Source organism: Jatrophihabitans lederbergiae (assembly GCF_031845305.1).
GTDB lineage: Bacteria > Actinomycetota > Actinomycetes > Mycobacteriales > Jatrophihabitantaceae > Jatrophihabitans_A > Jatrophihabitans_A lederbergiae.
This window is the reverse complement of record NZ_JAVREH010000008.1, coordinates 43,242-56,007: the sequence shown is the minus strand read 5'-3', so window position 1 is coordinate 56,007 and position 12,766 is coordinate 43,242. Positions and strand designations below refer to the sequence as shown.

At 67.6% G+C, this 12,766-nt stretch carries 12 protein-coding genes; 7 read left to right on the top strand and 5 right to left on the bottom strand.

The annotated features are described in order from the left end of the window. Position 1: 1 nt before the first annotated feature. From RM423_RS08780 to RM423_RS08760, 5 genes are all read right to left on the bottom strand, one after another. Positions 2-1,357 carry an ABC transporter permease gene (locus tag RM423_RS08780; RefSeq protein ID WP_311422643.1) on the bottom strand — a complete coding sequence of 452 codons (1,356 nt, stop codon included), beginning with the start codon at positions 1,355-1,357 and terminating at the stop codon, positions 2-4. Further along, positions 1,357-2,310 (bottom strand): ABC transporter ATP-binding protein, encoded by a 954-nt coding sequence (locus RM423_RS08775; protein ID WP_311422642.1) that lies wholly within the window; start codon positions 2,308-2,310, stop codon positions 1,357-1,359. The genes RM423_RS08780 and RM423_RS08775 overlap by 1 nt, the downstream gene beginning before the upstream one ends. Before the next feature lie 567 nt (positions 2,311-2,877). Further along, entirely contained in the window at positions 2,878-4,056 is a 1,179-nt protein-coding gene (locus RM423_RS08770) for an LLM class flavin-dependent oxidoreductase (protein WP_311422641.1), read from the bottom strand. A 188-nt stretch (positions 4,057-4,244) separates the two neighbouring features. Further along, a complete protein-coding gene (locus tag RM423_RS08765) occupies positions 4,245-5,735 on the bottom strand; it encodes an aldehyde dehydrogenase (protein WP_311422640.1) in 1,491 nt (496 codons plus the stop codon). 125 nt (positions 5,736-5,860) lie between these two features. After that, a complete protein-coding gene (locus RM423_RS08760; RefSeq protein WP_311422639.1) occupies positions 5,861-6,931 on the bottom strand; it encodes an AraC family transcriptional regulator in 1,071 nt (356 codons plus the stop codon). A 316-nt stretch (positions 6,932-7,247) separates the two neighbouring features. On the opposite strand from RM423_RS08760, the gene RM423_RS08755 reads away from it, so the two are divergent. The 7 genes from RM423_RS08755 (at position 7,248) to RM423_RS08725 (ending at position 12,751) form a co-directional block, all read left to right on the top strand. Then, the gene (locus tag RM423_RS08755; RefSeq protein WP_311422638.1) at positions 7,248-7,772 is read left to right on the top strand and encodes a flavin reductase family protein; all 525 of its coding nucleotides are present in this window, start codon (positions 7,248-7,250) and stop codon (positions 7,770-7,772) included. Continuing rightward, complete coding sequence (locus tag RM423_RS08750; RefSeq protein WP_311422637.1) at positions 7,769-8,311, top strand: NAD(P)H-dependent oxidoreductase; 543 nt, start codon at positions 7,769-7,771, stop codon at positions 8,309-8,311. The genes RM423_RS08755 and RM423_RS08750 overlap by 4 nt, the downstream gene beginning before the upstream one ends. Further along, positions 8,308-9,111, top strand: a complete 804-nt coding sequence (gene ribA / locus RM423_RS08745; protein WP_311422636.1) for a GTP cyclohydrolase II — start codon at positions 8,308-8,310, stop codon at positions 9,109-9,111. Before RM423_RS08750 ends, ribA begins: the two co-directional genes overlap by 4 nt. Further along, positions 9,108-10,358 carry a CaiB/BaiF CoA transferase family protein gene (locus tag RM423_RS08740; protein ID WP_311422635.1) on the top strand — a complete coding sequence of 417 codons (1,251 nt, stop codon included), beginning with the start codon at positions 9,108-9,110 and terminating at the stop codon, positions 10,356-10,358. The genes ribA and RM423_RS08740 overlap by 4 nt, the downstream gene beginning before the upstream one ends. Positions 10,359-10,360: 2 nt before the next feature. Next, entirely contained in the window at positions 10,361-11,311 is a 951-nt protein-coding gene (locus RM423_RS08735) for a hydroxymethylglutaryl-CoA lyase (RefSeq protein ID WP_311422634.1), read from the top strand. A 226-nt stretch (positions 11,312-11,537) separates the two neighbouring features. Further along, on the top strand, positions 11,538-12,410 hold the full coding sequence (locus RM423_RS08730) for a nucleotidyltransferase domain-containing protein (RefSeq protein ID WP_311422633.1): 873 nt from the start codon (positions 11,538-11,540) through the stop codon (positions 12,408-12,410). Continuing rightward, positions 12,407-12,751, top strand: a complete 345-nt coding sequence (locus RM423_RS08725) for a HepT-like ribonuclease domain-containing protein (RefSeq protein WP_311422632.1) — start codon at positions 12,407-12,409, stop codon at positions 12,749-12,751. Before RM423_RS08730 ends, RM423_RS08725 begins: the two co-directional genes overlap by 4 nt. The last annotated feature ends 15 nt before the right edge of the window (positions 12,752-12,766 follow it).

The following is a 12,766-nucleotide window of genomic DNA, read 5'->3' as shown; positions in this document are numbered from 1 at the left end:
CTTATCCCTTCGCGGTGGGGGTGAGCAGGTCGACGGAGCCGTCGAACTGCCACAGGGGATTGGGTGCATCCCCCGTCGAGGTGTGGACCTGGAAGAAGCCGTTGACTTCCTGTGGTCCATCACCGTCGGCGACGTACCGCCCATCTGCGGTGACGTCGAGCTGATAGCTGGCCGAGCCGGTGGCCGTGGCGCCGGGGATGTGCCAGGACACGACACACCGCCAGTCGTTGCCGGGTCCGGAGTCCTCGACCCGGGAACCGCCCTTGTCGCACGACGCGCCGGTCCGCAACTGCTGCTCCGTCACGTCCGGACGGTGCAGTTCCCGGGACTGCAGGCGGTACAGGTGGGCGTAGGCAGTGGCCAGCGAGTGCTGCAGCTTCGGCCGGTCGATACCGGAACCGGAGGCCGGGACCGCGACGGCCGCCACCCCGATCGTGACCGCGAGCAGCGCACCCAGCGGCAGTACGGCGTCGAGCGCCACGCGTCGGCCGGATCCGTCGTAGGCCAGGTCGGTGAAGTCGCGGCGCATGAACAGCAGGTAGGCGAGCACTGTCGCGGCCGCCGCCCACACGAGGCTGATCCCGATGCCCATCAGGATCGGGCCGCTCTGCGCCGGGTCGGTGAACAGCCCGCGCCAGGCCAGGAAGGCGTAGCTGGGCAGCGCGACGCGCACCACGACGGGCAGCGGCAGCAACTGCGCCAGCTGCAGCAAGATCGCCAACAGCACGGGCATCAGCAGGCCCATCGGGGAGCGGCCGAGCGCGACCGAGCCGAGCAGTCCGACCGCCGAGAACGCGAGCGTCGGCGCGAGTGCCGACGCCCAGGCCAGCAACACCGCGGCGCCCGCGTGCCCTGCCGTAAGAAGATGGCCGTCGAGGCCGACGAGTGGTTGGTTGCCGACGGCCACCAACCCGCCGACGATGCTGGAGCCGGTCAACCCCGCAGCGAGCAGCAGGATGACGCTTCCGCTGGCGAGCGCCTTCGCCGCGAAGATCCGCCGCGGCGAGCGCACGGCGACGAGCAGGTGCCGCCACGTGCCGAGCCGGTCCTCGGCGGCGAACACGTCGCCGGCGACCAGCGATGTCAGCAGCGGCAGCACCCAGCTGCAGCAGAACGACAGCACCACGAGCGAGCCCGCCCAGCCGCTCTGGCCCATCCAGCGGCCGAAGACCGTGTCGGCGGGTAGCGAGCTCTGCCGGCTGACGGTGGCGACGAACAGTGCCGGGCCGACCCAGCACCCGGCGAGCAGGAGGCGGATGCGCCACTGTGCCAGCAGCTTCACCAGTTCGAAGCGGTAGCCGTTGCGGACCGGCGCCGGCCGTGCGCCCGCTCGCGGCAGTGCGACGGTTGCGGTCATCAGCGGTTGTCCCTGTCGTCGTCCGGCGGGGTCTCGGTCAGAGCGAGGAATGCCGCCTCGAGCGGCGCGACGACCGGCGCCAGCTCGCGCACCGCCACCCCGGACCCGACCAGCTGCGCGACGAGGTCGTCCAATGCCGGTACGCCGCCGCGCACGAGCAGCGCCCCGGCGTCCTGGCGCCGGCGCAGGTCGTCGTCGGGCAGCAGGCGCACGTCCGGCGTCCCTGCCGCGATGCGCCGGGCGGCGTCCGGGTCGGAGGTGCGCACCCGGTAGTCGAGCTCGCCGGTCTCGGCGGCGAGCTTGCTGACGGGGCCGGAGAAGACGACCCGGCCGTGAGCGAGCAGGGTGACCTCGCTGCACAGCGCGGCCAGGTCGTCCATCCGGTGACTGGACAGGATGACCGACGTGCCGTGCGCCGCCAGATCGATCAGCACGCGGTGCACGTGGCGCGCGCCGGCGGGGTCCAGACCGTTCGCCGGCTCGTCGAGCACCAGCAGCCGTGGCTTCGTCAGCAGAGCGGCGGCGAGTCCGAGACGCTGCCGCATCCCGAGTGAGAAGCCGCGGACGCGGTCGTCCGCGACATCGGTCAGGCCGACCTGCGCCAGGGCGTCATCGATGCCGCCGGGGTCGTCCCCCCGCAACGAGGCCTGGGCGGCGAGGTTCCGGCGGGCGGTGAGCGAGGGGTACAGACCCGGCCCGTCCACGAACCCGGCCACGCCGTCCGGGAGGGCGAGCGTCCTGCGGACCGGGCTGCCCAGGATCTCCAGGACGCCGCCGTCGGGAACCGCCAGGCCGAGGAACAGGCCGAGCAACGTCGTCTTCCCGGCGCCGTTCGGCCCGACCAGACCGTGCACCTGCCCTTCGGTGATGTCGAGGTCGACGCCGTCAAGGGCGACGACCTCGCCGAAGGACTTGGTGATCCCGCGCGCACGGATCGCGGGCGTGCTGTCCATCTCGATCCCCCTCGATGTTGTTTGCGGCACAAGAAACCCTATGGAGCTTCTTTGGCCTCACGAGGGATGCCAGGCGAACCTTGGGTGAATGCCGAGCGACACTCGCGTCGGTTCTGCAGCCGGGCGGGCAGCTGATCTGGGATCGGCCGGCAGGGTTGGCGTCGGTCGCCTCATCCCGTGCGTGACTCATACCGACTGTGGCCTCTTTGCGAGTGCGCTGATGCGGACCTGTCCGCGCTGGGTGGGTGGCCGGCGCCTTCCCGGCCCGCTCCGGTGACTTGATCAGGATGACTGCCCGACCACATGGTCGTGGCCCCTCACAGAGCTGTCGTCGCGCATGCTCACCCGTTCGTCGTCGGCGTGGACACCCACGCCCGCTCCCAGGCCCTGACGGTCCTTGCCTGCCCGCACGGCGAGCAGGTCGACTCAGCCCGGCCCGTCATAAAAGGCATCGGACGGGTGAAGTCACTCCGCGTGACTCCACCCGTCCGATGAGGAAGCCGAACTACCCGAGTGGTTGTGTCGTTTCCACGTCGGGCAGATCGGTATCACCTGCCGGTTCGTACCTCAGGCGTGGCGAAGGCCTGCTTCGATCATCAGCGGCATGACCTCGTCTCCGAAGAACTTCATCTCCTCGTTGAAGTCGATCATGCCCATGATCATGCCGCCCATGCCTGCGTCGCTGAGTTCCTTCAGCCCCTGGACGACCTGCTCCGGGGTGCCGACCAGCGGGTAGCCGCCCCAGCCGGCGATAAACCGCTCGGACATCTCGCGGGCGTGGTCGAAGGACTGGCTCGCGCCGGACAGCGCGATGTTGATGACGTTGCCGGCCGCGCCCCAGTCGCCCTTGTCTACGACGTTCTGGAAGTCGCGCTTGGCCTCGGCCTCGGTCGGTCGGCATACGACCAGGCCGTAGGTCATCACGTCGATCTCGCGGTGGTACTTGTCCTTGGCCAGGCCGCGGACCTTCTTGGTGTAGGCATCGATGTTTTCCAGCGTGTCCAGGGACGCGAAGTTGACGTCGACGTTGCGGGCGGAGAACTCCACGCCGCGCGGTGAGTTCCCGGCGTTGAGCAGTGCGGGCCGGGGTGCCTGCCAGGGCTTGGGGTAGGCCTCGAGGTCGCGGCCGCTGAAGAACTCGTTGTCGACGTCGAACGAACCGGTCTCGGTCCACAGCTGGGTGGCCAGGTCGATCCACGCCTGACCAAACTCGTAACGCTGGTCGTGCTCGCGCTGCTCGCCGCCGAACATCTCCATTTCCGGCGGCACCCAGCCCATGACGAGGTTGACGCCGAAGCGGCCGTGCGAGATGCGGTCGATGGTCACGGCCTGCTTGGCGGCGACGATCGGATGAACGGTCGGCAGGTGCGACGTGGCGAAGATGCCGATGTTCTCGGTGGCCTGCGCGGTGGCTGCCGCCCAGGTGTAGGTCTCGAAGCAGTTGCCGTTGAAGTTCGTCGAGCCGCCAAAGCCTTTCCAACGGGCGACGGGGACGAGGGCCTCGAAACCGAGTTCGTCGGCCTGCCGGGCGATGGACAGGTTGTGTTCCCAGGAGATCTCGAAAGACGACTCCGCGTGGGACATGATCAGCCCGTAGGAACAGTTCTGCCCGAACAGTCCGAGCTTCATCTTCTGATCGTTGAAGATCGGGTTGGTGCGTCGACCGTCCTCGACCGGCTGGGTCTCTGCGGGCGGTCGAGGATCTGTCGGGGCAAGTCCGAGGCGCTCGTTGGCACTCTGGGTCATGGCTGTCTCCTTTGTCGGCCGGCGGGCACGTTGGTGAATCCGACGCTAGGCAGGGTGTGGCGTAGGTGACAGCCGCACAGTGCAGTCATCCGTCCGCCACGCGCAGAGATCTGCGGTTTAGGTCGTCTGATACGCCACTGGCCCGCATACCGCGAGGTATGCCGGCCAGCAGAACACCGTTCGACGGGTCAGCCGAGTTGGAATGGGTCTCTGGTGCCGCCGGTGAGCTCGACGAACACCGATTTGTTCTCGGTGTACTCGTACACCGCGTCGATGCCGTTCTCGCGCCCGATTCCGCTGGCGCCGAAGCCACCGAAAGGCATGTTCGGGGCCAGAACTCGGTAGGCGTTGATCCAGATGGTGCCGGCTCGCAGTTTGGCCGCGACCCGGTGCGCGCGGTGCACGTCCTTGGTCCACACGGCGCCCGCCAAGCCGTAGGGAGTGTCGTTGGCTAGCTTCAGCGCCTCGTCTTCGTCGCTGAAGGTGTAGGCCGCGAGGACGGGTCCGAACACCTCTTCGCGCACGATGGTGTTCTGCGGTGTCACATTGGTGACCACCGTGGGCTTGACGAACAGGCCACCCTGCGCGGCGTCCGGTTCGCCACCACAGGCGAAGGTGGCGCCTTCGGCGGCGGCGCCCTGTAGGTAGGACAACACCTTCTCGTACTGCGGCTGGTTCGCGACCGGCCCCATCTCGGTGTCGGCGTCGAGCGGATCGCCAAGCTTGATCGAGTTGGCGCGGGCAACCACCTTGTCGATGAGCGCGTCGTGGACGTCTTGGTGGACGATCAGCCGGCTGCCGGCCATGCACGTCTGACCGGTCGCGGCGAACACGCCTGCGATCAGGCCGTTGGCGGCGGCGTCGAGATCCGCATCGGGGAACACGATCTGAGGGCTCTTGCCGCCGAGTTCCAGCGTGACGCGGTTGAGGTTCGCGCTTGCTGCCTGGGCGACCTTCGCTCCCGTCGCCGAGGAGCCGGTGAAGGCGATCTTGTCGACGCCGGTGTGCGAAGCCAACGCCTGTCCCGTCGAGCGGTCCCAGCCGGTGACGACGTTGAGGACACCGGCCGGCAGGCCGGCTTCGAACAGCACCTCGGCGAATGCCACGGTGGACGCCGGGGCGTGCTCGGACGGCTTGACCACGCAGGTGTTGCCGGCAGCGAGCAGCGGGGCGAGCTTGAAGGTCAGAAGCAGCAGGGGTGAGTTCCACGGCGTGATGGCGCCGACGACGCCGATCGGTTCGCGGCGCGTGTAGCAGAAGTAGTTCGGGTTCATCGGGGGGACGGAGCGGCCTTCGATCTTGTCGGCCAAACCGGCGAAGTAGTAGTAGTACTGGGGCAGGCCCTTGAGCTGGCCGAGCATCTCGCGCATCAGCTTGCCGGAATCGTTGACCTCGAGCCGGGCCAGCCGCTCGGCGTTGGCCAGGATCGCGTCGCCGCACTGTCGCAGGATCGCCGCGCGCTGGAAGCCGGTCAGCTGGCCCCACTCGCCCTCGAACGCGGTGCGTGCTGATGCGACCGCCTCGTCGACGTCCTCAGGGCTGCCGTCGGCGAGAACGGCCCACGGCTTTCCCGCGTACGGGTTGGTGGAGTCGAAGGTCTTCCCGGATCGGGCGTCGACGGACTTGCCGCCGATGAACAGCTTGAACTCTTCCAGGCCGGATTCTGACGTCGACGTCATCGGCTGCTCCTCTGTCGGTGAGGTGTCTTGGCTTCGGAACTTGGTACGTCTGACGCTAGGCCGCGCCGTCGGTCCGGACTATCCGCCGGGCGCTCGCGAGACTCACGACAGCGCACCCGGGTAGGTCAGCGGCGCAGCGTGACGCTGGGTAGCTCGCCGAAGCGTTCGCGGTACTGCTGAGCGAAGCGGCTCTGATGGAAGAAGCCCCAGCGGGTCGCGACATCCGTGACCTGTACGTCAGTTGCGTTGCTGCGCAGCAGCTCAGCTCGGACGTGGTCCAGACGCAGGCGACGAAGGTAGGCCATCGGTGACTCGTTGAACGTGTGCTGGAACGACGCATGCAGCGTCCGCACGCTCATGCAGCCGACCTTGGCCAGCTCCTGCGGCGTGAGCGCCTCGTCGGCGTTGGCTTCCATGTATTCGACAACCGGCGCCAGGCGACCGAACCGGACAACCTCGGCCGGCTGAGCCAGGACGTCGCTGAACTGGTGCCTCCCGGCGTGCAGCACCTGCGTCATCACGAACGCCTCGAGTTGTTCGCGAGCAAGCGGCTGCTCGGCCAGCCCGCCGGGACGGTCGAGTTCGGAGGCGAGGAACTTCACCGAGTTGACGAGGCTCGTGCCCACAGAACTCGTGAGATCGAGGCCGAAGTCGAAGTCGATGACTTCGGCGACAGGCTGACCGATGAGGTCGGCGAGATGGTTCTCCAGGCTGACGCGCGGGATCTTGAGGATGAGCTGTTCGGCGTCGGGCGTCCACCGCACCGTGTTGCGCTGGTGGGGGTTCAGCACGATGCCGCGCGCGTGCGACGAGGTTTGTTCGCGTTCGCCGTCCGAACGGTCGGCGTCGGTCGACCCGGCAACGGTGAGGTTGACGTGGTACGTCTCCTCCGTCGCGGGCATCACGAGCTTCGTATTGGCCTGATAAGTCAAGAATCCCAGCGTGAAGCGGTGGTCGGTGACGGCGTTGAGGGTCATGTCCAGGCGATCCGAGTCGCCGGTCAGGTCGTGCGGAAGGTAGATCCGTTCGACGGCGTCTCGTGCTTCTTCCAGGCTCTGCGTTCCGACGATGGGGAATCGGGACAAGGGCCGGCGCGCCTCGGTCTCCGAGCCTGCGCTGTCAGCTGGTTCGTCGGGCACGACCCCATTGCCTCCTCGCGGTTCCAGTACGGCGGCGTTGCCTGTGGCCTGCGACACAGAAGAACGGTAGGTCGCAGGGCTGTTGGTTATCCAGCCGCACAGTGCGCCTGTCTATCCGCGCAGTGCGGCAACGGTATCCGCGTTCCGCGACAAGAACGGCCGGCGGACGTTAGTCGGCGATTCGGTCGAGCAATGGGCCGATGCGGTACTCGACCGGTCTCCGCATCGCGAGGGCCGTGTCGGTGCGGTCAACACCGTCCATCGCCAGGGCGGACGCCGGCACCGCCGGCACACGGAGGCCTTTGCTCGCAGCGGATGCCACCCAACGTTGAGGGGATAGTGGCCTCCACCACGGGTCCGTAGCGTCGAATGAATGACGAGAGGAACCGACTCCGCAGCCGGCGTCCGCAGCTTCACGCCCGAGGCGATGCGCGAGGTCCTCGGGTCGTTCTGCTCCGGCGTCGTGGTCGTCACCGCGCTCGGCGACGAGCCGCTGGGCTTCACCTGCCAGTCGTTCGCCTCGCTGTCCCTGGACCCGCCGCTGATCAGCTTCAGCCCGGCACGAACCTCGACAACATGGCCGCGCATCCGCGAAGTCGGCATGTTCTGCGTGAACGTCCTCGCCGAGAACCACCCCGAGCTCAGCACCAGGTTCGCCCGATCCGGGACCGACAAGTACGCCGGCGTCGACTGGACGCCAAGCCCCAAGGGCTCACCGATCCTCGAGGGCGTGGTGGCATGGATCGACTGCACCCTCTGGGCGGAACATGAGGGCGGCGACCACACGATCGTGGTCGGCGAGGTCCAGGATCTCGCCTCGGACCTCCGACTGCATCCGCTCCTGTTCTACCGGGGCAACTACCCCGAGCGCCCATTGACTCCCGGACAGCCGTCATGACCGCCGTCCTCGCCGTGGTGGCGAGCCCGAGCGCCGGCGGCCGAACCACGACGACAGTACGGGCGATGCTCGCTGCCGCAGCGGACGCGGGCGCCGAGACCGAACTGATCGAACTCGCGACAACAAGCACCGACGACGCGTTGGCGGCCATCGATGCTGCCGACGCGATCATCTTCGGCTCCCCGGTGTACCGCGCGGGCCACACTGCGCTGCTCCGATCCTTGCTGGAGTCGACACAGCGCGGCAAGTATGGCGAGGCCAGCGCGCCACTGCGCGGCAAAGCGACAGCCATCGTCATGACCGGAGCCAGCGCACACCACTACCTCGCGCCTGATGGCCTGCGTTCGGTGCTCGCCACGTTCTTCGCCGTGCAGGTGCTGTCCCCAGCGCTGTACCTCGACGGGGGCTCGTTCACCCCCGACAAGACCCTCACCGACGGCGCGGCCGCGCTGGCCGCGACGCACGGTGCGGCCCTCGTCGAGTTCGCCGCTGCCGTTCAATCGTCGAAGGTGCTGAGCACGATGGAGCCCCAGGTATGACCCTGCCGCGAATCACCCACCCGGACGATGCTGTTCGCGCTGCCCTCGCCCGCCTGGCTGACGGCGGCATGGTTGTGGTCGCGGACGACAAGGACCGCGAGAACGAGGGCGACCTCATCTGCGCGGCCGAACACATGACTCACAAGATGATGGCCTTCTTCCGGCGACGTACTGATCAGATCGTGCGGCGCACCGGCGAGGCGCGCATGCCGACGGACTACGGCCGCTTCAATGCCGTGTGCTTCCGCTCCGCGCACGACGACATCGAACACGTCGCCCTCACCATGGGCGATCTCTCGGCCGCCAACGCATCGGCCGCCGGCGTGCTGGTCCGCGTCCACAGCGAGTGCCTGACCGGTGACCTGTTCGGATCGCAACGATGCGACTGCGGATCGCAACTGCAAGCCGCGCTGCGGACGATTGCCGAGGAGGGCACCGGCGCGGTCATCTACCTCCGTGGGCACGAGGGCCGCGGTATCGGACTCGGCCACAAGCTCCAGGCCTACGAATCGCAGGATCACGGCCGCGACATCGTCGATGCGAACCTCGACCTCGGCCTGCCCGTCGACGGACGCGATTACGGGGTCGGCGCTGCAATCCTGGCCGACCTCGGTGTAAATCGAATCCGGCTGATCACCAACAACCCGCACAAGTACTCGGGCCTCGGCGGTCATGACCTGACGTTGCTTGATCGCATCGCGTCACGCCCGTCGGTCACGCCGGAGAACATCGCCTATCTACGCACCAAGCGCGACCGCATGGGACATCTCGTCGACCTGCCACCCGTCGCTCTCGCATGACCGATACCGCCCCTGCAACCGATCCGCTGCTCGATCACGCCGCGCCACCGAGCGGTGCGCTCGAAGGCATTCGCGTGCTGGAGATCGGCACGCTGATCGCCGGTCCGTTCGCCGGCCGTCTGCTCGGTGACATGGGCGCTGACGTCGTCAAGATCGAAGCTCCTGATCGCCCGGACCCGCTACGCACCTGGGGTCAGGCCGAGGAGGACGGCCACCACTTTTTCTGGACCGTGCATGCGCGCAACAAGCGCTGCATCACCCTCGACCTACGCGTTCCCGAAGGCCAGAAGCTGTTCCTCGACCTGGTAGACCACGCGGACGTCATCATTGAATCGTTCCGTCCAGGCACACTCGAACACTGGAACCTCGGCTGGGACGTGCTGTCCGCGCGCAACCCGCGCATCGTTCTGGCTCGGGTCTCCGGATACGGGCAGACCGGCCCCTATGCGTCCCGTCCCGGCTACGCCTCGGTCGCCGAAGGTGCGAGCGGCTTACGGTTCCTGAACGGCTTTCCTGATCAGCCGCCACCGCGCCTAGCGGTGTCGCTCGGCGACTCGCTCGGAGGCATGTTCGCGTTTCAGGGCGCCCTCGCCGCGCTCGTGGCACGCGACCGCACCGGGCGCGGTCAGGTCGTCGACGTGGCACTGTCCGAGGCATGCCTGGCGATGCTGGAGTCGACCATCCCCGACTACCACCGAACCGGGCACATCAGGCAGCCGTCCGGGACCCGCCTCGACAAGATCGCTCCGTCGAACCTCTACAAGTCTGCCGACGGACGATGGGTCATCATCGCCGCGAACCAGGACACCCTCTTCGCCCGGCTCTGCCATGCTATGGACCGACCCGAACTGATCGATGACGAACGGTTCGTCGACCATGTGGCGCGTGGCCAGAACCAGGACGACATCGACAAGATCGTGGCTGACTGGGCGTCGAACCACGACGCCGACGAGCTGAGTGCCCTGCTCATCGAGGCCGGCGTCGTCTCGGGCCCGGTCAACACCGTGGCCGATGTCGTCCGCGACCCTCAGTTCCGGGCGCGGGACATGTTCGTGCCGCACTACGACTCCCGAGTCCGAGCCGACATACTCGGACCGGGCATCGTCCCCAAGATGACAGGTACTCCGGGCACGGTGAAATGGGCGGGGCAGCCTGAACCCGGCTTTGACAACCGGCACGTTTACACCGACCTGTTGGGTCTGGACCCGAGCGAGATCGCTCGGCTCTCGGACGCAGGCGTGATCTGACGATGACCACCCCCGCGCTGTCGCTGCCGAACTCCGTAAGCATCCGCGAGGTCGGTCCGCGGGATGGCCTGCAGATCGAGCAGCCCATCTCGACCGAAGCAAAGATCCGCTTCCTCGACGCCCTGGCCGCAACGGGAGTCGGACGGATCGAAGCAACTGCGTTCGTTTCCCCTCGCGCCGTCCCGGCGATGGCCGATGCCGACGCGATCGGGGAGCATCTACGAGTGACGCGTCGGTCGCCGACCGGGTCGATCCTTTACTCCGCATTGGTGGCGAACCCACAGGGTGCTGAACGTGCCCTGGCCGCCGGGATCAGCGGCCTCGAGTACGTCGTGTCCGCCGGCGACGGCCACAGCAGAGCCAACGCCCGACGCACCACTGACGAGGCCGTCGCCGCAATCACCGAAGTTGCCGCGATCGCCCATCAGGCGGGCGGACGCTGCGAGGTCATCATCGCCACTGCGTGGGACTGCCCGTTCGACGGACCCACTCCGGTCCAGCGCACCGCTGACATCGCGGCGCGGGCCGTCGACCTCGGCGCGGATCAGATCTGCCTCGGCGACACGATCGGCACCACCGTCCCCGGTCGCGTCGTCGAACTCATCGACGCAGTCCGTGAGGTGACGCAAGGCGTCCCTCTCGGCGCGCATTTTCACAACACGCGCGGCTCCGGACTGGCATCCGCATGGGCAGCCGTCACCGCTGGCGTGACCATGCTCGACGCGTCAGCCGCAGGTCTGGGTGGTTGCCCATTCGCGCCTGGGGCGAGCGGCAACATCGCGACCGAAGAACTGGTGTACCTGCTCGAGAACAGCGGCATCCATACCGGCATTGATCTGGTGGCGGCGATGGAGGCCGCGCGATTGGCCGAAGAACTGGTCGGGCACACCGCGGGAAGCAATCTCGTCCGAGCCGGTGGGCCATCGCGTCCTCTCGGCGAGCGCGCAACTTGACATAAGCGCCTGCTCTGAACAAGCTCGAAGGCTGAATTGCGACCGAGGCACAGCGCACGCCGGATGCGCTCGTTCCTTGCCCGCGATCACCCGCATCCCGACCGGCCAGGACTTCAGATCCAGAAGTCCGGTGACGTCGGCGACCCAGGCGCGGTCACGGACCTGACCCAGATCAGCCAGGCTAGGAATATGCGCAGTACCGTGCTTAATGGGTACGGTATTGCGCATGACGTCCTATGATGATGTTCTCGAGGTAGCCGTCGGCAACCACGGCTACGTCACGGCTCGCGACGCCCGTGCCGCCGGCGTCGACCCGACCGTGCTGCGCAAGCTGGCCGCGACGGGCTGCCTCGAACGTACGGCTCAGGGTGTGTATCGCGTGCCGGTTCTCGCCGGCGGCGTGCACGCGGCGTACGCCGAAGCCGTGGCCTGGACCCGCGGTCGCGGAGTTCTCTCGCACGAATCGGCGCTCGACCTTCTCGACTTGTGCGACGCGAAGCCGCCGATGATCCATCTGACGGTGCCCAGCACGTACACACCCCGACGACTCGGGGGAGACCTCTACCGGGTATGGCGACGCACGCTGGACCCAGCAACGGTCATCACCTTCGACGGGTTACTAGTGGTTCGGCCGCGTGAGTCGATCCAGGACTGTCTGGCCTACGGCACCGACGCCGCGCTGCTCGTTCAGGCCTGCGAGACGGCGCGACGTGAGGGCTACCTGACCGACGACGACCTCGTCGGGCTCGAAAGACAGGTTCAGTTCCAACGCCGGTACTCACCGGGAGGGCGGCTCGACGTGCTGAGCGGCCCGATCGGACAACGCGTCCGCCGGCGGCGGCGGCGACTCGTCGACATCGCTGGACTGCACGGCGTCCGCAACCTGCGGGTGTTCGGCAGCGTTGCCCGCGGCGAGGACCGGCCGGACAGCGACCTTGATCTGCTCGTCGATCTGCCGCCCGGCCTTGGCCTGCTCGGGTTGGGTCACCTGCGTGAGGATCTCGAGGCGATCATGGGTAGTCCTGTCGACCTCGTTCCGGCTTCCGACCTCAAACCCGGTCTCCGCGAACGGGTCGAGGCCGAGCTGATCGCCCTGTGACTTATCGCGACCAACAGCGACTGACCGACATAGCCGAGGCCATCGCCGCCATCGCCTCCCATCGGCAGCGCGGTGACTTCTCCGACGGGCTGGTCTTCGACGCGGTCCGTATCCGGCTGCTCGAGATCGGCGAGGCGGTCAAGGCGCTGCCGGCAGAGCTCACGAGCAGCGAGCCCGCGATTCCCTGGAGCCAGATCGCCCGCATGCGCGACCACCTCGCGCACCGATACTTCGACACCACCCACGCGATCGCCGAGGCAACCGTCGCCCACGACCTACCCATCCTGGCAGAGGCGGTCGCTCGACTGCTCTCACGCGCCGACGCGGACGAGGTGACGTGACCAAGATCGAAATAG